The sequence below is a fragment of the Hymenobacter sp. 102 genome (genome assembly GCF_049949205.1).
GTDB lineage: Bacteria > Bacteroidota > Bacteroidia > Cytophagales > Hymenobacteraceae > Hymenobacter.
This window is the reverse complement of the sequence record NZ_CP188172.1, coordinates 4,450,552-4,467,946: the sequence shown is the minus strand read 5'-3', so window position 1 is coordinate 4,467,946 and position 17,395 is coordinate 4,450,552. Positions and strand designations below refer to the sequence as shown.

Sequence of the window (17,395 nt, the reverse complement as noted above, 5' to 3'; positions counted from 1 at the left end):
ATGAAAACCTACCAGTACCAGCGCGCCGACGGCCGTATTTCTGAACAGCAATTCAGCACCGACGCCACCGCCCTGCGCTTCCTGCAGGAGTTGGGCGAGAAATGGCAGCTACTTACCCCAATCTGCGACGCCCAGCCGCTCCCGGCCCCACTCGCCCACCCCGAGCCCACCGAGCAAATGCGTGAAGCCGGGTTGTGGGTGCAGGGTGGCCTGGAACTGATGGATGCCGGCTCCCTCGCCGCGGCCAAAGAAGCGTTTCGCACTGCCTACGGCCGCCTCACCGGCACCGAGCCCGCCCGCGCGGCCCCGGCCACCGGCCTGATCTACATCGCCCACGGCTGCACCGGCTGCGGCAACTGCACCAGCACGCCGCCGGCCCCCTACGGCCAGCCTGACGCGCAGGGCCACAACCAGGCTGCGGCCGACCACGGCTTCGCCTCATGAATACCGAGCAGACATGGGCCGCTATTGTTGTGGAACAACTAAAGCTGGCCGGCTGGCAAGTGTACCAGGAAGTTGAAATTCCCGGCGGCCGGGTGGATATCGTAGCTGTTCGGGGCCCGATACGCTGGGCTATTGAAGTGAAAACATCCATGAACCTGGCTGTAATGGAACAGGCCCGGCGCAACCAGATGTGGTTTCACTTCAGCAGCATAGCCGTTCCCCGCCCGGCTCGGGGCCAGTTCGGTCCTTCGTGGAAGTTTGCCGCGGAGTGTGGCACGCTATTCGGCTTCGGTGTACTCTGCATTTTTGAGCAGGGCCGCCGCGTAGATGCGGGTTTCACGCGCTACTCAGAAGGACGCCTAAACCGCAAGCCGGGCCCGATCAAGCTGTGGGAGCAACAACGGACCGAGTGTGCTGCCGGCTCCAGCACCGGTGGGCATTGGACTGATTTCAAGCACACAGTTCGGCAATTGGAGCACACCGTCCGGCTTCATCCGGGCGTCAAGCTCCGGGAAGCAGTGAAGTCGATTCGGCACCACTACAGCAATGAGCCTTCCGCTGTCGGCTGCATTTCCCGCTATATCCGCTCCGGCATCATCACTTCGCTCCGCTTGGATAGCGGGCAATTGTACCTGAAAGAAGCTGCGTAATGGCCCGATTCACCCTCCCTCCGCACCTGGAAAAGCGCATCGTGCAGGATACCCGCCCAGCCAACCGCGCCCCGCCGCCGGGCCCATCACCCGCGCCGGCACCCGATGTGCCCGCCAAGCCGAAGAAAACGCGCAACACCAGCCCGACCAACTCCCTCACCACGGCCATCATAGAGTGGCTACAGCTGCAGCGGTGCAAGGCCTGGCGCCAGAACAACGCCCCGGTGTACGACCCGGCCCGCGGTTGCTTCCGCAAAGGCAGCACTGTGGAAGGCATCAGTGACGTGATGGGCTACCACCGCCCCACCGGCCGGGTGCTGGCCGTGGAAGTGAAGGTAGGCCGGGACACCCTCTCCGATGAGCAACGCGAGTTCCTGGCCGAAGTCCGGGCCGCCGGCGGCTTCGCCTGCGAGGGCCGCGCGCTGGAGCAGGTGCAGCGCGAGTTCGACCAGTGGAAACAATCACTCAACCAATTCAATCAAGCAGCATGAAAATCTCCGAAGAAACCCCACACATCCGCCTGTCTCAGTACTACTGCTGGCTTCAATTCAACATTCCCCCCGTTGGCGACAGCTTCAAAAAGGCCACCTGGAAACACTTAGGGCTGCACAGTAAATGCGTGCGCCTGTTGCGGGAAATCGGATTCAAGGTTACGAAAGACCCATACTATGAGAAGCACTTCCCTCGGTTGTCGCAGTGCCACCGATACGGCAAATGGCGGGAGTTAGAGGTAGGTATTGAAATCAGCTGGAAGGGTATCAAATTCGAGTTTTACCAGAACGTCAACTTCACTAACCCCAACGGCGGCAAGTACGACTTCGACAAGTACGCGAAGATGCCCTATCTCTGCCAGAAGCGCTTTCATTACACCGTCCGTCGTCTCCAGCAGCTGCTCACCCAGGAAGTACCAGGGCTCGTTGTCCAGCAGATCGACGCACCGAAGGTTGCTGAACAAGCCTTGTTGCAGAAGTACGAAGAAAGCTGGCACCACCATGGCGTACAAACGCTGGCGGATGTCCAGGGGCAGCTCAAAAGCTACGACCTGACGCATAATAGCGCGGACCGCGACAAAAAGCAGATTCTGTGTGGCCAGGTAAAGTATTACCGGGATTTCGACGGCCGGCTACGTCGGGGTGTGGTGTATTGGTACCTCAACAGCCAGTGGTATGTTATTCTGCATCCCACCTCGTGCGAGTGCGTTTCAGCCTCTCACCTCTTCGACCCGACACCTGAAGATTTCGCCGTTCGTCGGCTCAAAAAAGGCCGGATTCCGGAAGAAAAGCAGAAGCAGCTCGACCTGCTCAACAGCCTGAGCCTGCCCGCCCTACGCAAGCGGTTGGCGCTGATGGAAAAGTATCACAAGCAAGCCGCATGAAAATCCGCCACATCACCCGCGACATCGACCCGGAAACCGGCGACGTGCGCCACTTCCGCGCCGGCTACACCGACCGGGAGCTGGTTCGCGCCGGCGTCATCACCCGCGGCCCCACCAAGGGCCAGCGCGCCCGCCGGAAGCGCCGCAAACGGGAGCACTACCAGGACTGCCCGCCCCGTCCCCTGTTCCACACCCGCACCCCCGACATCGAGCCGGAGGAACGCGCCCGGCTGAAAAACGAAGTGTTCCAGGCCGCCCGGTGGCGCTGCCAGGCCTGCGGCCACGCCATCCGTCGGCACCTCACCCTCGACCACATCATCCCCCTGAGCCGGGGCGGCGGCTGGCACCGCGAGAACCTGCAGTGCCTGTGCCAGCACTGCAACCAGGCCAAGGCCGATAAGATGCCCTACGATCTGGCAGCCTGATTGCCCTGCCATCAAAAAGCCCCGCATGCCGAAGCATACGGGGCTTTACCATGTAGACAGCGGGCTTCTACAAGTCGCCCACTTTCAATTTTTCCTGGATACTGGGTATGGTGGAAGTACCCAATGGGGTGTTTTTATCCAGTAACAGCGTCTTTTTCACCTTACCATTTACCAGGATTTCGGTCTTGATGAACGTGGTGGTTGGCATCGCCTGCAACTTTTGTGGCGTATCCACATTGGGGAAGCGCATATCAACTTCGATGATGTCATTCTTCGCCATGTTGACCTCACCCGTGTCACCCGACTTTTGCTCATTGCCACTCATCGTGTGGCCCACGTTGCCCTTTACAGTTTTCCCTGTTTCGTCCGTCAGCAGGAAGCCAATAACGGCTCCTGTATCCCAGCTGTTGTAATCGGTAAATGTCGTGGCTGCCGTGTAACGAACCTGCACCTTATATGGGCCATCATCATTCTTATCACATGAAGTCAGCGCACCGCTCAAGCCCAGAGCAAGGAACACCATCATTATTACCTGTACAAATCGAGGCATAGCGCAAAGAATAAGTAGTGAATGTTCTGGCAAAACTACATGCTTTGTACTCTACAATAGTCATGGAGCACCGCAACACTACAGCAATTATTTGGCGTATTTGTATGTACTTTACATACAAATACGCCATTACCTTTCTTTACCGTTTTTCATTTTCGCTATGGCCACGGGACAGCCAGACGCACCTACCCCGTCCACCACGGGCCCTGAATTGAATCCGCAGCAGCTGGAGTTTGCCCGGCTGTATGCCAAATACTGGAAGGGGGCCCGCGCCGCCCGCGAAGCCGGCTACAGTGCCAATTCGGCCAAGCAGCAGGCCAGCCAGATGCTCAAGGATGAGCGCATCGTAGAAGCGGTAAAGGCTGAAGCGGCCCTGCGGGGCATGTCGGTGGAGGAAGCGCAGGTGCGTATGTCGGAGTGGGGCCGGGTGTCGCTCGACGACGTGATGACGCTGGAGGATGAGGAATACACCTCGACCATCCAAAAGCCCCTACGCGACATCGTAGCCGAGAATTACGCCAAGATTCAATTCGAGCAGGAGCTGGCTATCCGGGTAGAGGCGCTGTTCACTGACAGGAAGGCGCAGAAGAAGTACCGCAACCAGCAGCAGGAGCTACACCTGCAGCGACTCATTAAGCACGAGCGGATGCTACTGGAGCTGGAGCGAGAGCCGGAGGCCATGCGCGAGGTAGATGGGCCAAAAGTTACCCGTAAGGTGGCCAGAATCGACATGGTGAAGGTGAAGCAGCATAAGGCCGGCCACCTGATTAAGAAGGTGACGCCCACCCGCTACGGTACCTCTGTGGAGCTGCACGATGCGAAGGACGCGGTGAACACCATGCTCAAGATTCACGGCGCCTTTGCTCCCGTCAAGGTAGACCACACCACCAACGGCAACGACCTGCCCGGTTCCAACATCATGATGCCCGACAATGGGCGAGACTAATTTACTTTCTTATGGTAACCCTACCCACCCGAGTTGAAGCACATACACAAGCCGCCGCTGTTCACCAGCCTTGCTCAGATGTGCCATTAGAGCTGGCCACGCCGGTGTTACAGGCGATAAAGGCCGGCCGAATGTTCGTTGTGCTCGAAAACGCACGTCACTTCAATGTCCGCTTTGAGGCGTGCTTTAAAGCGCGGGGCTACGATACGGAATGGGTAGCGGATGGGTTGAAAGTGAGTTGGATATGAGCGCCCAGCCCTACGAAATCGAACTGGTAGCCAGCGAAACCGATACCGACTACTACGAGGCGCTGCTGGCCACCATCACCGGCCTGCCCAAAGCCGAGATACGCGAGAAGCTGCCCCAGGATCTGAGCGGCGGCGGTGGCTGGCGTGGCAGCAGCTTCCCACAGGTGGCCCGGCTGCTGGGCTACAACACCACGCCCCGCTTCGTGAAGTTCGATCCGGCTACCCCGTGGCCCTGCATCCTGCGGGTGCAGGTGCCAGAGCACTGGGGCTGGAAAGGCAAATGGTGGGCGCTGGGCTACAACCAGGGCCGTGTGTATGACGTGGCCAGCGGCGACCACTATTCCTTCAAAAACTGGCAGCTGGCCTATGCGGATTGTCGCGTCACCAGCATGCTGCAAATCTGGATATCTGACTTATGAGCATCCTGAAAACCAAAGGCATTACCGTGTATTATATAGATTTTTCGTTGCCCAAGAATCGGACAATGAAGATCAAAACCATTGCCCACAATAAGCGAGAATGGGTAAAGCAACTCAATCTTCACCAGCGCATCAACTTCAAAAGCGCCTATCCCTTGAACTGTGGAAAGCTGTTCGAGCAGTTGCATTTGCTCAACCTCTGGTTTTCTGAGCAGCCCTATGCGTTGATCGTATGACCGCAGTAGCCACCGAGGCCCGCATCATCACCCCGCAGCCCGGCTTCCAGATGGCAGCCCTGAGCACCCCGGCCGACATTGCCATCATCGGCGGTGGGGCCGGCGGCGGTAAGACGTACGCCCTGCTGATTGAGGCCTCGCGCCACCGTTTTAACAAGGATTTCGGGGCCGTCATCTTCCGCCGCACCTACGCTATGGTTACCAACGAGGGCGGCCTCTGGGATACCAGCAAGGACCTGTACCCGATGGTGGGTGCCAAGCAGGGCGACCTGGAATGGAAGTTCCCCAGCGGGGCCCGCGTCTCGTTTGCCCACATGCAGCACGAAAAAAACATGTTCGACTGGCAGGGCACCCAGATACCGCTGATTGTATTCGACGAGCTCACCCACTTCACCAGTAAGCAGTTCTGGTACATGCTCACCCGCAACCGCTCCATGTGCGGGGTGCGGCCCTACGTGCGCTGCAGCTGTAACCCCGACCCCGACAGCTGGGTAGCGGAGCTGATTTCGTGGTGGATCGGCGAAGATGGCTTCCCCATTCCGGAGCGAGCCGGCGTGCTGCGCTACTTCACCCGCGACGGGGAAACGATGGTGTGGGGTGATACGCCCGAAGAAGTCGTAGCCAAAGCTCCGCACCTGTTTCAGGCGGAGCTGGCCGCGACCCGCCCCAAGTCGCTCACCTTCATTCCGGGCAGCATCTATGAGAACAAGAAGCTACTGGCGGTAAACCCGGAGTACCTGGCCGGCCTGATGGCTCAGGATGCCGAAACCAAAGCCCAGCTGCTGGAAGGCAACTGGAAGGTAAAGGTGGACGGCCTGGCCTTGTTCGAGCCGACCCGTATCAACGACCTCTGGACCAACTACCCGGTGGTAGAGGCCCAGCCGCGCCGCTGCATCACCTGCGACGCCGCCGGATATGGCCAGGATAAGTGCGTCATCAAAGTCTGGATCGGCTGGACGGTGGTTGCCATCACCGTTATCAGTAAGACCGGCTCGCGAGACATCATGAATGCCATTGAGCCGCTACGCCGCCGCTACAACGTGGCCCAGTCCGATACGCTTATCGACCAGGATGGCGTAGGCGGTGGGGCGGTGGCGCTGGGTGGATACCAGGGCTTCAGCGGCGGCGGCCCGGTGCTGCCCGACCCCGAAACCGGGGTAAAGGAAGCCTACAAGAACCTCAAAACTCAGTGCTACTACCGCATGGCCGGCCGGGTGAACCGCGGCGAGGTGCGCATTGAAGTGACCACCGACAGCTGTTTGATTGATGATGTGCGCACTACCAAAATGAAGGTGGGCGGGGTTGTCGTTGATATCCGGGACGTGATTAAACAGGACCTCAAAGCCATCAAACGAGGCAAGGATACCGCCGAGGGTAAGAAAACCATCAACGACAAGGAAGAGCAGAAGATCCTGCTGGGCGGCCGTTCTCCCGACTTCGCCGATACCTTCAGCTTCCGCGAGTGGTTTGAGCTGCGGCCGGTATTCCAGAAAGGGTTTATGAAGCGGAAGAACTAGCCCTCCGTAGCAGGTGCCGGTGTGAGGGCCTTCACAAGGTCGATGATGCTGCCCACCTCAAACAGCTCGCTCCTATTCAGCCCGGCTTCCCGCTGCGCAATCGGATGCAGCTCCGCAATGGCATTGTATGCCGCTTCACTGATGATGAGGTACGCCACCTCGCCCGTGGTGCCCTGACCACGGTCACCGTCGATGCAGATCAGGTGGTCATACTGATTGAGCGGCTTGTACTTGAAAATGCGGATGAACGCCCGGTTGCTGGCGTAGGCGTTCAGATCATCCGGGGTGCTCAGTTTCTTGGAACTCATAGGGTCGCAGGTTGGGGCTGCAAAGTTATCAACGCGCGCATTGTTGCAGTTCTGAAATTATTGTATGTATTTTACATACAATAATTCAACCTCATCAAAGCTGCTCACCATGGACTGCGTACGCCCTGCTTCTCTTACCGCCCCCGCCAAAGTGGACTGCGCTGTGCACTTCGGCCAAACCGTCCGCATGGCCATTGGCCGCCGCGGCGCTTTCGCTGCAGCTTTCGCAACTGCGGCTGCCCTGGCTACTCAGGCTGCCTGGAATGCGGCTATTACGGCCGGTGGAGATGATAAAATCATCCTCACGCCTATCTACGTCAACCCGCAGATTCCGCAGTCGGAGGCCCAGTTCCTCGGTGAGAACGACAATACCAGCGTGAACGGCAAGGGTATCCTGACCGGCTACAACGCGGTGAAGTACACCGCCGACTTTATCGGTCTGCCCAGCGCCGTGAAGAAGGATTTGGCAAAGATTGAGAATGAGAGTCGCGCCGAGCTGGGCGTAGACCCGGTGGAAATGATGCTTATCACCCCCGATAACCGCATCATCTACAACGAACTCGACGCGAAGCCCGCTGGTATTCCTTTTTCCAACTTCTATCTGCAGTCGGCGGGCTCCACTGGCTTCAAAGGCCTTAACACAAACACGTTCGGCCTGTCACTGGATGGCAAGTGGGATGAAGATGTAGCCATTGCGCAGGCTGCTTTCGACCTGCTCAACCTCTACCCTGAACCGGCTGTCGGCTAATGGCCACCGCCGCGACCGGAGCGCAGCCCGATGTAGTGTGGCTGCGCTCTGAGTCGCTGGGTGATGTGCGGCCGTTCTCCCCCGGCCACGCCCAGCGCCTCCTGGCTTTGGAGAAAAACCAAGGCCGCCCCGACTGGCACCAGGTGCCCGACCCCAACGCTACTACCGCCCCTGCGGCCGATGATTCTCCAGCCCCAAGACGTACGCGCTCTTCTCGAAAACCCCGCCAACGGCCTGGCCATAGCGGAGTGTCTGCGGCATGAGCAGCGGCTGCGGCTGCACGCGGTGCCGCACGTGGATACCAGCCGCCGGCCCGCCGGTTGGCTGTATCTGCGCGACTGGGCCCAGGGTATGCTGCCGGCTGACCGCTTTACCAAGTGGGAACAGTGCGTACCGGCCCCGCTGCCTACTACCGACATCGTAGAGGATATTTTCACCGGCCTGAAGCGCGTGTTTGAAGCGCAGGATGGGCTTATCAGCTGCGAGCTGGCCACGCCCGAGCTGGAAACCGACTTCGAGCAGTTCCGCACCGCTCAGCGCGAAACGGATTTCTGGGAGAAAACCGCGTTTTCGGCGTTGGGCAGCCGCCCGCACTCGCTGCTGGTAATAGATATGCCTGCCGAGCAGCGCACCCGTTACCCGGAGCCGTACACGCTGCTGGTACACCTGGAAGATATCTTCGATGTGCGCCTAAAAGCGGATGGCAGCTGCGAGTACGTCATGTTCACGCAGCCCAGCTACAAGGACGCCGCCGGCCGCACCATTGAGCGGCTGCATGTCTACGATGATGCGGCCTACGCTATCTGGGAAAAGCCGGAAGGTGAGCAGCAGTGGGCAGAGGTTGTGAATAATCCGCACCAGTTGGGCACCTGCCCGGCCCGCGTGTTGTGGTCGGAACCGCTGGACCAGGCCACCGACCTGCCCCGCCGGGCCCCGCTCACGGCCGTACTCGGCTCGCTGGACCGCTTCGTGTGGTGGGATGCCGCTATTGAGTATTACCGGCAGTACGGCACCTTCCCCATCATCTGGGGCTTCGAGTCAGGGTGCGACTACCAGTCGCCCGATGGGCAGCAGTGCCAGGGTGGCGTGGTGAACAAAATCTACGGCTACGACACACTGCCCAACGGCGAGCAGACGCCCCGCTACCAGACCATTAAGTGCCCGTCCTGCGCTGCGAAAGAGCTACTGGGCCCGGGCGTGTACGTGGAGGTACCGGCACCATCCAAGGATATGCCTGACACCCGTGACCCCATCGGCATGGTATCGCCGGATGTGCAGGTCCTGGAGCATGTAGAACGCAAACAAGAGCAGCGCCGGGAAGCCCTGCTGCGCTCGGTGCTCGGCGGTGGTGGGGAGCCCAGCAACGAGCAGGCCAAGAACCAAAAGCAGGTACAATCCGGCTTCGAAATCAAGCAGGATGTCCTGGTCGAGTTCAAAAAGCCGCTGGAACAGGCCCGCGCCTGGGAGCTCACTACCAAAGGCCGCCTGCGCTACGGTGCCCTGTACCGCGCTACCATCGTCAACATGGGCGAGCGGTTCTACCTCAAAACGCCGGAGCAATTGGCTATTGAGGAAGCGGAGGCCCGCAAATCCGGCCGGCCCGTGTACGAGTTGAGCCAGCAGCGCGAGTTCCGCTACCAGACCGAGTACCGCCACAACCCGGCCCAGCTGGACCGGATGCGGATACTTTCCGACCTGGAACCCTACCCCGAATACTCGGTGGAGCAGATTCTGAACATGCTGGCCACCGCCGGCACCTCACCGATGGTCGCCGGCCTCTTCGACGAGCGAATGATGCGGCTGAAGGTGGATTTCGGCCGCTACCTCACCCGCTTTGAATCGGAGCAGCTCGATGTGCGGCGCTTCGCCTCGCTTCAGCCTTACCACGTCAAGCTTGCCCTCATCACTCAAATTCTTTTGTCTTATGTCCCAGACACTCAACAAAACCGCCCCGCCCCAAAAGCTGGACCTGAAAACGCTCCAGTCCCGGCAACTTAACGGCGAAGAAATTCCGCAGGCCACCGGCAACGTGGACAGCTCCTATAGCTTCCCCGCTCACGAAGCCGCCTACGTGCATGTGCGCCTCACCAAAAAGGTCAACGACCCGGTGCTGAAGCAGTACGTGGAAGAATCGGTAACCAAGAAATACGCCCCGGCGCAGTTCACCCGCATGGACAAGTCGGGCTACTTCAATACCCAGAGCTACGATAAGGTAGAGCTGCTGCACGATCCGCGCCGCCCTGCTACCCAGCCGGCCGTTACCGGCAATAAGCCCTGGGAGCCGTCGGAAGGCCTGCCCACGCTGCAGGACGCCCAGCTGCGCTACAAGGAGCTGTACGGCCACAACGCCCCGGCCGTGTCGTACGCCGCGCTGGTTGAGTTGATTGATGCAAAGCTGGCCGAGCCGGACGCCGACGACGAAGCTGACGAAACGCCCGCCCCGCGCAAGGCTATCCGCTCACTGGCCGAAGCCAAGGAACGGTACCTGGCCGCCTTCCGGGTAGAGGCCCCGGCCGATAAAAGCTTTGCCGACCTCAAGACTTTGGTAGAAGCTGAGGAAGAGCGGCTCGACAATCTGGGAAAGGACGCTTAAGTAAGCATCCTGGGGCCGGTTCCACGCGGGTGGGATCAACCGGGGCCGGCCCTTCCTTCCCGCCCGCATAGTGTCCATCAATTATTGCCATTTCCCCCACTCGCATGGCTTATCCAGTCGAATTTCCCGAACAAACGGCCGTGCTGCAAAAGCCGGCCAACATGACCGACGAGCAGTGCCGCCCGCTGCCGATTATGCGCAAAGACGGGCAGTGCATTAGCGTCTGGAAGCTAACGCCGGAAGAAATGGTAAGCGTCAACCTGACGCACTCCGTGGTAGTCGGTGTCGTGTCGGGTGTAACCCAACCGCCTATCTGGATAGAGGCTGCCGCGCCAGCAGAAGCCGGTGAGCTACCGGAAGAAACACACCTCCAGATGAATCTGGTAGAGGAACTGGGTACGCTGGGCGTGCGCGTGTTCCTATTCTCGGATCAGATGGATGAAATTGAGCAGAAGCGCGGCGAACAGCTGCTCACACGCATTCGTGAGGCAATCCTTGCCTACCAGCAACACGAAGCATAATTCATTTTCCCACCCATAACGACCCACTGAACGGGACTCAGATGGCCATCACCGACAACACGTTTACCCCCGAAGAATTGACCGCCGCCGTAGCGGCCAACCCCGCGCTGCAAGCGCACTTGGTTGGCGCGGTGAAAACCAGCGGGCACATCGTGCGCACCGCCGATGAAGAAAACGCTTTTATCGGCACCAAAACCAAGGAAATTCACGACCGGTATGACCAGGACGTGTTTGATACCTCTGGTATTGCGCGCAACCCCACCGAGAAGTCGTACGACTACACCAAGCGCGTTATCGGTGGACTCAAAACGAGCGTTACCGAGGCCACTACGCCGCTGCAAACCAAGATTGCCGAGCTGGAAAAGCAGATCAAGGACGGCAACGGCAACGAAACCTTAGTTACCCAGCTGGAAGCGTTGCAAGCGAAGGAAACCAAGTACCAGGAACAGCTGACTGAGAAGGATACCGCCCTGTTTCAGAAAGACGTGAAGCTTGATATCCGCGACGGTATCCGCAATATCAAGTTCGATCCTACGGTGAAGGAATCGGTGGTAAAAGTGCTAGTTGATAATGCCACCACGGCCATTATCAACATGGCCAAGCAGCAGCAGAACGCCGATGGTTCTACCTCTGTGGTGTATATCCGCGACGGTAAAACCCTGCTGAATGATAAAAACCAGCCCGCCGATGCCGCCTATATCCTGGCCGATATGCTGAAGGACGTAGTAGACGCCGGCCACCAGGGCACCGGCGGGGGCGCAGGGCCATCCGGCAACCCGCCCGCCAACCGCCCCGGCACCGTGCCCAACTCTATTCCGGCTACGGTCAAAAACCAGAGCCAGCTCATCATTCATCTCAAAGAACTCGGTCTGAAGGAAGGCTCGAAAGAGTTTGATGACGCCTTCGACAAGTTCAGCGCAAACCTCCCCCTGCGCTAGTATATACCATCAGGGACGGCTGACACGGGACGCCGGCCGGCCCTGATAACACGCTTACCGCTTACCCTTCTGCTATCTGGTTACGGGACGACCTGGCAGGCCCTGTTTTCATTTTTCACCTTATTTCTGCTAGTACGATGTCCATCGTTCAAACCCTTAAACAGGCCGTCCGCACCCAGTATCGTCGCGGGCCCGGCGGCCTGGATTCCCTGGAGCTGCGTGGCTCCAACTACGGTGCCCTGAACCTCTACAAGAAGCAAACCGCTTCGCCCACCGGCATTGTCGACAACGACCTAAAGACGAAGCTGGAAGACAGCTTCGGCAACACGGTGCAGGTGCCGGTAATCGACTGGATCAATCCCACCATCGGCAACGTGCGTACCTGCGAAGTGCAGGTGGGCGGCCTCACCACCAAGCTGGTAGAGTTTACCGCTGTGACCATGACCTTCGGTTTTCCGATGATCCGCTCGCAGTTCAAAAACAACTCCATCAGCGAGGCCGATTACTTCTTCCGCATGTTCGAAGCGCGCCGTCTGGCTGCTATGGAGCTGCTGGATACGTGGGCCGTTGACCACCTCGACGACAACAAAAACCAGCATTTCCCCACGGAGATTCTGCAATACTACCCCGAGGCCAACGACGCGCTGCAGGTGCCCGGCGACAAGGATACCCGGATTGAGTTCTACAACCAGATCCGCTCCATCCTGAGCACCATGGACCTGACGGGCAACCCCGACGTGGTAACGAACCCGCTGGCAATGGGCGACATTCGCACCATCATCGGAGCGGGTGCTACCCTCAACGGCGACCTGTCGTACGTGCTGGACAGCACGGGCAGCTTCTTCGAATCCAACCGGGTAGTGGCCGGCCCCGGCAACCGGGCCGCTATGTACCTGGTAGGTGCTAATGCGGTGGGCATGGTAACGCGCATCGACCCCGACTGCGAAAACGGTGTGCAGCACGGTGGCAGCGAAAACCCCGTGCGCGAGTGGACTACCCAGGACGTGCCCGGCATCGGCACTATGGGTCTGTACTACCGGGCGGATTGCTCTGATCAGTCGGCACTACTGGCTGCGCAGAACCTGCAGGGTCTCACCCGCACGTCGGTAGAATCGTTCGAGTGGAGCATTGATGTATTCTTCATCAAAGCCTACAACTCCAACCAAGCCGGCCGCTTCTTCCCCATCATCAAGGTGGAGCAGAAAACGGCTGCCTAACGCCAACTAAGGGACATCAATGTCCTTCAGTTGCTAAGCGCATCTGAAAAAGGCAAAAACGCCCGTCCCACGCCGGGACGGGCGTTTTCTTTTCCATTTCTTTTTCTGGCCTTTCATTTTCAGCCATGTTCAATACCCTCACTTTGGCGGCCCTGCTCGCGGCCACCGTCGGCTACCGCCCCGTAGCGGGCTCGCCCGATGAGCCCGCCTCCCTGCCCGAAGAGCTGATGGCCCCCGATGGCCAGCTCGCGGTGCAGGACGTGCACCCGCTGCTTACCCTGCGTAACATTCAGCAGGCGGCCCCGCAGATGCCCAACACGGCCTTTCTGGAGTTTCTGAAAGCGGCCCGCGTAACTGCTGCTACCAAAGTATTGCAGTCGTTCCGCGATACGAAGCAGCTCACCGGCACCGGCAAGCGGCTGCTCCAGGATTTGCCGCTTACCGAGGCCAGCGGGGCGTACCGGGACAAGATTATCCGGCAGGGCCGGTTTGTGGGCCTAGCACTCAAAATGCGGCCGGGTATGCAGGATATCGGCGTGCGGGTAACGGCCGTGGGCACCCAGTTCACCGAGCGCGAGCCGGATTTCCAGCTGGTAGTGCTGCATAGTTCCGATATGGCTACGCCCGTGGCCGAAATTCCGCTGCCCCGCGCCGACCGGGTGTATTTCGAATGGAGCCAGCTCACCACGCCCATCGACCTGGCCAGCAAGCCCAACGGCACCTGGTATTTCGGCTACTATGAGGATGATCTGAGCGGGCAGGCTATCCGGCTGGATCAGAACCTGCAGCAGCGCCCGGGCCAGTGCTGCGGCAATGCCTACGTGCAATACGACAAGTGGAGCCCGTACGTGCAGGTACTGCCGTTTTCCCAGAACCCCGGCGCTGATGACGTTACGTATCAGAGCAATACCAACTGGGGCCTGAACCTGCGGCTGGAAGCCAGCTGCGACCTGACCCAGCGGCTCGCCGGCCAACTCCCCGCCTTCGAAACGGCGGTTCGTCAGCAGCTCGCGGTGAATCTGCTTAGCCTGATGGCCTACTCCACCCGCGACAACGGCATTACCGATAAAACGAAGGCCCTTGCCCTGATGGAGCTGAACAACCGCACCGACGGGCAGCCGGGCCTGCTTACGCAGTTGGCCCGCACGCTGAAGGTGCTGGACGTGGATATTTCGGGCGTATCGGCTACCTGCCTGCCGTGCGCGCCCAAACCGGGGGCAGTGAAGTTCAAAACGATTGGGTAAGATGAACGAGCCTGTAATCATGCCTATTGAGAACGGTACGCCGTTCAACTATTACTTCCATTGCCCGGGATGTAACTCTGAGCATGGTATCAATACCAATGCTGCCAATGGCCGACCGTTATGGATTCTTTCCGGGCCGCCTGAACAACCTACTATTTCGCCCTCTATTTTGGTACGAGGTGGCTACTATGACCAAGTAGCGCGGGTGGATAAGGTAGGTGTCTGTCATTCATTTGTTCGAAATGGGCAGATACAGTTCCTCACTGATTGTACTCATCATCTGGCTGGGCAAACCGTGCCCCTCCCCGCTCTATGAGTGACCGACTCGACGCATTGGCCCGGGCACTGCAACGGCTGCCCCGGGCCCTGGAGCAACAGGTAGAAGATACCGTGCGCGACAACACGGCCTTTCTGGAAGATGCCAATACGGCCCAGCTGGCCCAGGGCAAGGACGCCACTGGTGCTGATATCGGCCCGGAATACACCGACCTCACCATTGCCCTGAAGCAGATTAAAGGCCAGCCCACCGACCGGGTAACGCTGCGGGATGAGGGCGACTTTTACTCTGGTATCGTTGCTAAATTATCCGGCAAGCAATTCGATTTGGTAGGAACCGACCCGAAAACGGCAGAGTTGGAAGAGAAGTATGGGCCCGACATCATCGGCTTACCCGACCCTGCATTGGAGGAATTTCGCCAGGACTACGTGAAGCCCGACCTCCAGCAGAAAACCCGCGACACACTCGGCTTATGAGCAATGATACCCCCGCCTTCCGGGAACTGAATAACGGTACCGAGTTCATGGCCCAACAGATCTGGATCGATGATAAGGGACTGGTAGCCTCCTGCATCGGTGTGTGGGGATGGGCACAGGCCAGCGCCGTGCTCAGTGCCGTAGAACCGCCACTTTTCCCGGCTGAGCAATACCCGATGTGCTCCGTGCTCTGGCAAGGTGACCATCTGAATATCCGTGCCGAATTTCGGGACGTCAAAGCGGCCTACCTGCGCTATAAGCAGCGTTACGGTGGCCAGTATCTCCGCCTCTTAGCTAATTAGCCTGATGGTTTCCTACGCTATTCCCGTTGCCCCCACCCTGCCCAACCCGGTAGGCCTAGACGCCGAAATCCAACGCGTGCAGCTGCTGCTGGCCCAGCGGCTCACCTGGCTACAGGTGAGCTATGGCAAAGCTTTCCGGTACAGTGAGCGGCGCGAGGGTAAAATCGTGTACCTGCCCAAAGTGTACGACTTGGCCGGCGAGTACCGCGACGTACTGCCCAACGACAACGTGCAGGCCCAGGGCTTCTTTCTACCGCGCGACCCGGCCACCTCCGACCTGCGTGAGCCTACCTTCGGCACGCTGCCGATGTCGCAGGTAGTAGACTGGGTATTTTGGGGCAACCTGCAACGCATAGACGATACCCGGCTGGACCGCTTCGAGGCGGAGCTACTACGTGACGTGCTGCGCGTGCTGGCCAGCGCCGGCATCTTGGTGCAACGGGTGTACACCTCCCCCGATGAGGTATTCAAAGGCTTCACTACCGACTTGGTGAAAGGCCCGGTGCTTCAGCACCCGTACGCCGGCTTCCGGATTCAACTGGAACTGCAAGTAGCTAACGTATTATGCTGAGTGAGCTGCTTTCGTTGGTGGTGCTGGTAGCCCTCACCGCAGCTTGCCTGCTGGTGTGCTTCGAGAAGTGGGGCTGGCTGCGGGTCTGGGAGGTCTGGGGCCCGCGCTGGTTTCCCAGATGCGAATTCTGCGCCGGGTTCTGGTTGTCGCTTGAGCTGTTAGTTTTGGCTGTGCCGGTGCTGGGGCTGCCGTGGTGGTGGGTGAGCGGGGCACTGCCGGCGGCGGCGTTGTGCCGGTTCGTATTTTCTTTGCGGTAATTGTATGTACTTAACATACTTTATTATATTTGCTCTGCAACACGTAGGGCGGGCCTAGGAAACCGAAGCAACGTGCCGCCGCTTGGTTCCGACCTGAGTTAAGCTAAGAGGGATTCGGCTAACCTCATACAGAGTGCGGTAGAGCAGTGGTCAGCTCGCAAGACTCATGATCTTGAGGCCGTAGGTTCGAATCCTACCCGCGCCACGAAAACTCGGCAAACGGCCGTGTTAGCGACCTGCCACCGCCCATGCGGTGAAGCTCAGGCCGCGCCAAAGTCCCCGGTTTTTAACCGGGGCACCTTGGGCTGTTAGCTCCTAACTGGCTAGAGCGCCGCTTTTGCAAAGCGGAGGTTGCAGGTTCGAATCCTGCCCGGTCCACACAACCGAAAGCTATCGAAGCGACTAGGTTTTTAGGGTATCCTGCAAGCAGGCTCTGCCCCCGGTACTGAATCGGCAATCGGCCGTTTCACAGGTAAGAAAACAGGACGTGCACCGCTCGAAGCCACCCAATGACTTTGGTGTTTTTGCACTAAGTGGACGCAGTGAATCGGACGTTGCCGCAAAGGCAGGAACCGAACTCGAAGATCTAACACCCCGTCCTGTTTTCCCATTATGAAGAGAGGTTCACACTCTGAGAGCTCCGCACTTTTGTCCGGTTTGACTAAGTGGAGATGAAATAGGGCGAATACACATCATTAGCAGCTGAAAAGCGAGTCAGGATGCGTATCCGGTTGAAAGTGGCCTTGAGCCGCCCGACCAGTGCTAAACCGACAACCTCTCTTCCCCTTATAACCTTTAGCGGAATGGCAGGCCGCGAAATGCTCGCATATATGCCCGGGTAACACGCGCTGCGTGCGGTAATAACAAGAGGCGCGAGACTAAGGAAACTAGATGGTGAACCACTGAAACCCCAGACCGGCCGGATACTGGGGTTTTTTGTTGCCTTATTTTTCAAACAACCACTCCCATAGCAAGCGGGCTGCTACAGCTACTACCAGCAGGATTCCATACCATTTCATCTTGTTGCGGCCCCAGCCGCCGCCGTAGTAGTCATCATCATACATAACCGGAATATACAAACGTGCGCCGGATAGGTAAGCCGTTTGTCTTTCCGGCATTATTGTATGTATTTT

General features: G+C 58.8%; 24 protein-coding genes and 2 tRNA genes. 23 read left to right on the top strand and 3 right to left on the bottom strand.

From position 1 onward, the window contains the following. Genes ACN19L_RS19295 through ACN19L_RS19275 form a run of 5 tightly spaced genes read left to right on the top strand, consistent with a single transcriptional unit; the run spans position 1 to position 2,894 of the window. Complete coding sequence (locus ACN19L_RS19295) at positions 1 to 444, top strand: hypothetical protein (protein WP_426491092.1); 444 nt, start codon at positions 1 to 3, stop codon at positions 442 to 444. Further along, complete coding sequence (locus tag ACN19L_RS19290; RefSeq protein ID WP_426491091.1) at positions 441 to 1,094, top strand: hypothetical protein; 654 nt, start codon at positions 441 to 443, stop codon at positions 1,092 to 1,094. Before ACN19L_RS19295 ends, ACN19L_RS19290 begins: the two co-directional genes overlap by 4 nt. Further along, positions 1,094 to 1,585: a VRR-NUC domain-containing protein gene (locus ACN19L_RS19285; protein ID WP_426491090.1), complete on the top strand. Its 492-nt coding sequence runs from the start codon at positions 1,094 to 1,096 to the stop codon at positions 1,583 to 1,585. The genes ACN19L_RS19290 and ACN19L_RS19285 overlap by 1 nt, the downstream gene beginning before the upstream one ends. Further along, positions 1,582 to 2,469, top strand: coding sequence for a hypothetical protein (locus tag ACN19L_RS19280; protein WP_426491089.1), 888 nt, complete (start codon positions 1,582 to 1,584; stop codon positions 2,467 to 2,469). Before ACN19L_RS19285 ends, ACN19L_RS19280 begins: the two co-directional genes overlap by 4 nt. Beyond that, entirely contained in the window at positions 2,466 to 2,894 is a 429-nt protein-coding gene (locus tag ACN19L_RS19275) for an HNH endonuclease (RefSeq protein ID WP_426491088.1), read from the top strand. Before ACN19L_RS19280 ends, ACN19L_RS19275 begins: the two co-directional genes overlap by 4 nt. A gap of 67 nt (positions 2,895 to 2,961) precedes the next feature. Here the strand turns inward: ACN19L_RS19275 and ACN19L_RS19270 are convergent, their stop codons facing one another. Beyond that, positions 2,962 to 3,444, bottom strand: coding sequence for a hypothetical protein (locus ACN19L_RS19270; RefSeq protein WP_426491087.1), 483 nt, complete (start codon positions 3,442 to 3,444; stop codon positions 2,962 to 2,964). A gap of 160 nt (positions 3,445 to 3,604) precedes the next feature. On the opposite strand from ACN19L_RS19270, the gene ACN19L_RS19265 reads away from it, so the two are divergent. The 4 genes from ACN19L_RS19265 (at position 3,605) to ACN19L_RS19250 (ending at position 6,810) form a co-directional block, all read left to right on the top strand. Next, positions 3,605 to 4,390 (top strand): terminase small subunit, encoded by a 786-nt coding sequence (locus tag ACN19L_RS19265; protein ID WP_426491086.1) that lies wholly within the window; start codon positions 3,605 to 3,607, stop codon positions 4,388 to 4,390. A gap of 244 nt (positions 4,391 to 4,634) precedes the next feature. Then, positions 4,635 to 5,057 carry a hypothetical protein gene (locus ACN19L_RS19260; protein ID WP_426491085.1) on the top strand — a complete coding sequence of 141 codons (423 nt, stop codon included), beginning with the start codon at positions 4,635 to 4,637 and terminating at the stop codon, positions 5,055 to 5,057. Beyond that, positions 5,054 to 5,293 carry a hypothetical protein gene (locus tag ACN19L_RS19255; protein ID WP_426491084.1) on the top strand — a complete coding sequence of 80 codons (240 nt, stop codon included), beginning with the start codon at positions 5,054 to 5,056 and terminating at the stop codon, positions 5,291 to 5,293. Before ACN19L_RS19260 ends, ACN19L_RS19255 begins: the two co-directional genes overlap by 4 nt. After that, complete coding sequence (locus tag ACN19L_RS19250) at positions 5,290 to 6,810, top strand: terminase large subunit domain-containing protein (RefSeq protein ID WP_426491083.1); 1,521 nt, start codon at positions 5,290 to 5,292, stop codon at positions 6,808 to 6,810. Before ACN19L_RS19255 ends, ACN19L_RS19250 begins: the two co-directional genes overlap by 4 nt. Here the strand turns inward: ACN19L_RS19250 and ACN19L_RS19245 are convergent. Next, positions 6,807 to 7,118, bottom strand: coding sequence for a hypothetical protein (locus ACN19L_RS19245; RefSeq protein WP_426491082.1), 312 nt, complete (start codon positions 7,116 to 7,118; stop codon positions 6,807 to 6,809). The genes ACN19L_RS19250 and ACN19L_RS19245 overlap by 4 nt on opposite strands. Before the next feature lie 109 nt (positions 7,119 to 7,227). Here ACN19L_RS19245 and ACN19L_RS19240 point away from each other — a divergent pair, with 109 nt between their 5' ends. From ACN19L_RS19240 to ACN19L_RS19175, 14 genes are all read left to right on the top strand, one after another. After that, positions 7,228 to 7,866, top strand: coding sequence for a hypothetical protein (locus ACN19L_RS19240; protein ID WP_426491081.1), 639 nt, complete (start codon positions 7,228 to 7,230; stop codon positions 7,864 to 7,866). A 180-nt stretch (positions 7,867 to 8,046) separates the two neighbouring features. Beyond that, positions 8,047 to 9,864 (top strand): hypothetical protein, encoded by a 1,818-nt coding sequence (locus ACN19L_RS19235; RefSeq protein ID WP_426491080.1) that lies wholly within the window; start codon positions 8,047 to 8,049, stop codon positions 9,862 to 9,864. Beyond that, complete coding sequence (locus ACN19L_RS19230; protein ID WP_426491079.1) at positions 9,791 to 10,459, top strand: hypothetical protein; 669 nt, start codon at positions 9,791 to 9,793, stop codon at positions 10,457 to 10,459. Before ACN19L_RS19235 ends, ACN19L_RS19230 begins: the two co-directional genes overlap by 74 nt. A 104-nt stretch (positions 10,460 to 10,563) precedes the next feature. Continuing rightward, complete coding sequence (locus tag ACN19L_RS19225) at positions 10,564 to 10,980, top strand: hypothetical protein (RefSeq protein WP_426491078.1); 417 nt, start codon at positions 10,564 to 10,566, stop codon at positions 10,978 to 10,980. 41 nt (positions 10,981 to 11,021) lie between these two features. Beyond that, complete coding sequence (locus tag ACN19L_RS19220; protein WP_426491077.1) at positions 11,022 to 11,918, top strand: hypothetical protein; 897 nt, start codon at positions 11,022 to 11,024, stop codon at positions 11,916 to 11,918. 137 nt (positions 11,919 to 12,055) lie between these two features. After that, positions 12,056 to 13,135 (top strand): hypothetical protein, encoded by a 1,080-nt coding sequence (locus ACN19L_RS19215; protein WP_426491076.1) that lies wholly within the window; start codon positions 12,056 to 12,058, stop codon positions 13,133 to 13,135. A 125-nt stretch (positions 13,136 to 13,260) separates the two neighbouring features. Next, entirely contained in the window at positions 13,261 to 14,379 is a 1,119-nt protein-coding gene (locus ACN19L_RS19210; protein WP_426491075.1) for a hypothetical protein, read from the top strand. A gap of 1 nt (position 14,380) precedes the next feature. Further along, entirely contained in the window at positions 14,381 to 14,695 is a 315-nt protein-coding gene (locus ACN19L_RS19205) for a DUF6527 family protein (RefSeq protein WP_426491074.1), read from the top strand. After that, positions 14,692 to 15,132, top strand: a complete 441-nt coding sequence (locus ACN19L_RS19200; protein ID WP_426491073.1) for a hypothetical protein — start codon at positions 14,692 to 14,694, stop codon at positions 15,130 to 15,132. The genes ACN19L_RS19205 and ACN19L_RS19200 overlap by 4 nt, the downstream gene beginning before the upstream one ends. Next, positions 15,129 to 15,434, top strand: a complete 306-nt coding sequence (locus tag ACN19L_RS19195) for a hypothetical protein (protein ID WP_426491072.1) — start codon at positions 15,129 to 15,131, stop codon at positions 15,432 to 15,434. The genes ACN19L_RS19200 and ACN19L_RS19195 overlap by 4 nt, the downstream gene beginning before the upstream one ends. Positions 15,435 to 15,438: 4 nt before the next feature. Beyond that, entirely contained in the window at positions 15,439 to 16,005 is a 567-nt protein-coding gene (locus ACN19L_RS19190; RefSeq protein WP_426491071.1) for a hypothetical protein, read from the top strand. Then, a complete protein-coding gene (locus tag ACN19L_RS19185) occupies positions 15,999 to 16,262 on the top strand; it encodes a hypothetical protein (protein WP_426491070.1) in 264 nt (87 codons plus the stop codon). The genes ACN19L_RS19190 and ACN19L_RS19185 overlap by 7 nt, the downstream gene beginning before the upstream one ends. Positions 16,263 to 16,394: 132 nt before the next feature. Beyond that, positions 16,395 to 16,467: transfer RNA gene (locus tag ACN19L_RS19180), tRNA-Met, on the top strand. 97 nt (positions 16,468 to 16,564) lie between these two features. After that, positions 16,565 to 16,640, top strand: a tRNA-Ala gene (locus ACN19L_RS19175). Between the two features lie 566 nt (positions 16,641 to 17,206). Here ACN19L_RS19175 and ACN19L_RS19170 read toward each other — a convergent pair. Next, positions 17,207 to 17,380: a hypothetical protein gene (locus ACN19L_RS19170; protein ID WP_426491069.1), complete on the bottom strand. Its 174-nt coding sequence runs from the start codon at positions 17,378 to 17,380 to the stop codon at positions 17,207 to 17,209. Between the last annotated feature and the right edge of the window lie 15 nt (positions 17,381 to 17,395).

Bases quoted from the DNA above. Each gene is read 5' to 3' on its own strand.
- ACN19L_RS19295 (WP_426491092.1), top strand. From the start codon at position 1: ATGAAAACCTACCAGTACCAGCGCGCCGACGGCCGTATTTCTGAACAG.
- ACN19L_RS19290 (WP_426491091.1), top strand. From the start codon at position 441: ATGAATACCGAGCAGACATGGGCCGCTATTGTTGTGGAACAACTAAAG.
- ACN19L_RS19285 (WP_426491090.1), top strand. From the start codon at position 1,094: ATGGCCCGATTCACCCTCCCTCCGCACCTGGAAAAGCGCATCGTGCAG.
- ACN19L_RS19280 (WP_426491089.1), top strand. From the start codon at position 1,582: ATGAAAATCTCCGAAGAAACCCCACACATCCGCCTGTCTCAGTACTAC.
- ACN19L_RS19275 (WP_426491088.1), top strand. From the start codon at position 2,466: ATGAAAATCCGCCACATCACCCGCGACATCGACCCGGAAACCGGCGAC.
- ACN19L_RS19270 (WP_426491087.1), bottom strand. From the start codon at position 3,444: ATGCCTCGATTTGTACAGGTAATAATGATGGTGTTCCTTGCTCTGGGC.
- ACN19L_RS19265 (WP_426491086.1), top strand. From the start codon at position 3,605: ATGGCCACGGGACAGCCAGACGCACCTACCCCGTCCACCACGGGCCCT.
- ACN19L_RS19260 (WP_426491085.1), top strand. From the start codon at position 4,635: ATGAGCGCCCAGCCCTACGAAATCGAACTGGTAGCCAGCGAAACCGAT.
- ACN19L_RS19255 (WP_426491084.1), top strand. From the start codon at position 5,054: ATGAGCATCCTGAAAACCAAAGGCATTACCGTGTATTATATAGATTTT.
- ACN19L_RS19250 (WP_426491083.1), top strand. From the start codon at position 5,290: ATGACCGCAGTAGCCACCGAGGCCCGCATCATCACCCCGCAGCCCGGC.
- ACN19L_RS19245 (WP_426491082.1), bottom strand. From the start codon at position 7,118: ATGAGTTCCAAGAAACTGAGCACCCCGGATGATCTGAACGCCTACGCC.
- ACN19L_RS19240 (WP_426491081.1), top strand. From the start codon at position 7,228: ATGGACTGCGTACGCCCTGCTTCTCTTACCGCCCCCGCCAAAGTGGAC.
- ACN19L_RS19235 (WP_426491080.1), top strand. From the start codon at position 8,047: ATGATTCTCCAGCCCCAAGACGTACGCGCTCTTCTCGAAAACCCCGCC.
- ACN19L_RS19230 (WP_426491079.1), top strand. From the start codon at position 9,791: ATGTCCCAGACACTCAACAAAACCGCCCCGCCCCAAAAGCTGGACCTG.
- ACN19L_RS19225 (WP_426491078.1), top strand. From the start codon at position 10,564: ATGGCTTATCCAGTCGAATTTCCCGAACAAACGGCCGTGCTGCAAAAG.
- ACN19L_RS19220 (WP_426491077.1), top strand. From the start codon at position 11,022: ATGGCCATCACCGACAACACGTTTACCCCCGAAGAATTGACCGCCGCC.
- ACN19L_RS19215 (WP_426491076.1), top strand. From the start codon at position 12,056: ATGTCCATCGTTCAAACCCTTAAACAGGCCGTCCGCACCCAGTATCGT.
- ACN19L_RS19210 (WP_426491075.1), top strand. From the start codon at position 13,261: ATGTTCAATACCCTCACTTTGGCGGCCCTGCTCGCGGCCACCGTCGGC.
- ACN19L_RS19205 (WP_426491074.1), top strand. From the start codon at position 14,381: ATGAACGAGCCTGTAATCATGCCTATTGAGAACGGTACGCCGTTCAAC.
- ACN19L_RS19200 (WP_426491073.1), top strand. From the start codon at position 14,692: ATGAGTGACCGACTCGACGCATTGGCCCGGGCACTGCAACGGCTGCCC.
- ACN19L_RS19195 (WP_426491072.1), top strand. From the start codon at position 15,129: ATGAGCAATGATACCCCCGCCTTCCGGGAACTGAATAACGGTACCGAG.
- ACN19L_RS19190 (WP_426491071.1), top strand. From the start codon at position 15,439: ATGGTTTCCTACGCTATTCCCGTTGCCCCCACCCTGCCCAACCCGGTA.
- ACN19L_RS19185 (WP_426491070.1), top strand. From the start codon at position 15,999: ATGCTGAGTGAGCTGCTTTCGTTGGTGGTGCTGGTAGCCCTCACCGCA.
- ACN19L_RS19170 (WP_426491069.1), bottom strand. From the start codon at position 17,380: ATGCCGGAAAGACAAACGGCTTACCTATCCGGCGCACGTTTGTATATT.